The sequence below is a fragment of the Acinetobacter sp. UNC436CL71CviS28 genome, assembly GCF_000620525.1.
Classification (GTDB): domain Bacteria; phylum Pseudomonadota; class Gammaproteobacteria; order Pseudomonadales; family Moraxellaceae; genus Acinetobacter; species Acinetobacter radioresistens.
Genome location: NZ_JIBB01000080.1, coordinates 1 through 2,598, shown reverse-complemented (window position 1 = coordinate 2,598; position 2,598 = coordinate 1). Strand labels below are relative to the sequence as shown.

Sequence of the window (2,598 nt, the reverse complement as noted above, 5' to 3'; positions counted from 1 at the left end):
GTTAGATTGGCTTACACCATTAGAGAAATTTGCTCAGCTTGTTGATTATCATAAGACTTTTCAAACTGTCGCACCTCATGTTTGAATTCGCCTTGTTTTTGATAAGGAACACTAAACTTTATAAAAATAAAATGATCAATCTAGATGAGTTTATAAAAAGTTTAAAATTTTCATTTTAGACCTCTCAGTTAAAAAATATCTGATCAGCCCTCTGCATTTGATCCTGCTTTTCTTATTACTTCTTTACTCATAGCTTATTTTTTATTCATAGCTGGAAAATTACTGGTTAGCTAATTACAGTGAGTTTTATAGGTTTTCAAACTGAATAAACAATCTATTACTTTTGATTATTCTCGTATACCCAGCTGAACACTGGGCTAAGCTTTTTCTAGAAATATTTACTGTATAGGTTTAAAGATATTCATTTTATGAAGTGCTGGGTTATTTCATGCATTTCCAGATGAGTTGCTAGATTTATAGAAACACTTTCAATGGCTGGTAATTTTGAGTTGGATAATTAATTATAGGAGTAGGTACTCTTGTCTACACTAATTAATTTTTATTTAAATAAAGATAATTATTTAGAATAATAATTAATACCTTACTATTGGTCATTCTAACTTCATGGAGAGGATAAGCATTTCAATTTCGAAACGATGTGTTTTATTTACTCTCGTTTAATCCAGCCAAGAATATAATTAGAATTCAATAAAACAGGCTATAGACAGAAAAAATGCTTCTCTGTCTATTTTTTTATAACAGCTTAAAATAACTTCAGGAATATTTATGACGAATTCGTCAGTTTATTATACCCGTACAGCACAAATCCTGCATTGGGTGATGGCATTTATTTTTCTTACAGCTTGGCTTATAGGTTTTTATAGTGGAAATTTTTTAACTTATGAAATTAATGGAAGTTTTAAGGGCGATATTATTACTCTTCATAAAAATATAGCGACCATACTTATTTTCCTTTTAGTAATCCGTATATTATGGCGCTATACGCATCCCGTACCTGAGCTTCCAGTAAGTATGTCTCCCATGATGAAAAAAGCAGCTCATGCTGGACATTTATGTTTATATCTTGTTTTGATTGCTTTGCCTGTTACAGGCTGTTTATTTAGCTGGTCCGCTGGACATCTTGCTCCTGTATTGTATTTATTCAATTTACCGACGCTTATTCAGCCAAATCAGGAGGTACTTGCAGTAGTAAAGCCTTTACATATTTATCTATCTTGGGGAGCAGGTCTATTAGTCGCCGGGCACATACTTGCAGCTTTAAAACATCATTTTATTGATAAAGATCATATTCTGAAAAGTATGATAGGCCATTGAAGTCTTGAGATGAGTTATATCTAAGCTAACAGGCTAAATCTAATAAGCTTTTTTAATATTAAATATATATTTAAATGATTTAGAAGGTAAATAGATTTAAATCTGTTATTTATTTTTAGGTATATAAATTAAATATTATCTATCTTATTATAGAAATGTCTGTTAAATAGGCAAATCTTGTGTAATCAGCGCAATTGAATAAACGCCCGCTCAAATGAGCGGGTTTTTAATTTTAAAGATCAAATTTTATCAGGCCACTAAATTAATTTAAAGTTTTTCCTAAAAAGCGTATAATAATCAGTTACTAATCATAAGAATTAATAGTGAAAGCACTATGCCAAAATAGGTATTGTTATCAGACCAAGCAGATCAGTAGAGCTCCTGCTAACAGAAATTAAAAGCACAACTTGATACCGAATTTGTAAACCAAGCTGAAAATGTCGATATTTTTGAGAAAAAGTGGTTATATTAGACTCTTATTACCTTTATAAATTGAATGATTGTAGTAACCATGCTGCCTGTAGTTTTAAAATTTATCCGGACTATAGAAAGTAAATAAAAGTAAAAATCGATATAAAATACTGGCCGAATGCTTGTTTACATCTTATGAACTTATAACTTGGTTGCCATTACACATTGCAATTAATACTTATTGTTTAGGTAAGCAGTAAATAGAGGAAGGGAGATAACTGAACCCTGCCATTTTTCTTTTATAGATGATAGAAAATAGGATAAGTAAATATCAATCAGAATGACAGTATAGATAACTTTTAATAGTACTCGTGGCGATATAGAGTTAAAGCATAATAAATCAGAAAAAGTTGTTCTATTCGCATCCCTTGTGCGCCGTATTTAAATAAAATAGTTTTTAGTAAATCAAGTATATGAATTTATTTAATTTAAAAGATAACTTAAATCTTATTTTTCTGCACGAGCACAGCTTATAACTCAGAATGAGAAAACTGTAGAGAATCTAAAAGTTAGTTGGTAATTTTAAATTAAGCATTAAACATAAATTAAAGAGCTACAAAGTATAAAGATTGAAAATCTGATATAGCTAGTTAAACAGGGCTCTGTAAGTAAGCCCTTGCAGATCCTTTAATTTAAATAAGCCCTCTAGAGGGCTTATTTACCTAAAAAATAATAAATGAAGAGCTAAAATAGCTGCTACATATTTGGGTAGTTAGGACCACCACCACCTTCCGGTGTTACCCATGTGATGTTTTGTGAAGGGTCCTTGATGTCACAGGTCTTGCAGTGCAC

The 2,598-nt window shown here is 30.8% G+C and carries 2 protein-coding genes; one reads left to right on the top strand and one right to left on the bottom strand.

What is annotated here, in order from left to right; translation table 11 throughout:
- Positions 1-786 precede the first annotated feature (786 nt).
- On the top strand, positions 787-1,335 hold the full coding sequence (locus N518_RS0115070; RefSeq protein WP_005026010.1) for a cytochrome b: 549 nt from the start codon (positions 787-789) through the stop codon (positions 1,333-1,335).
- A 1,167-nt stretch (positions 1,336-2,502) separates the two neighbouring features.
- Here the strand turns inward: N518_RS0115070 and N518_RS17000 are convergent.
- Positions 2,503-2,598 (bottom strand): 4Fe-4S dicluster domain-containing protein (locus tag N518_RS17000; protein WP_155756719.1); only part of this gene is annotated, 96 nt, incomplete at its 5' end.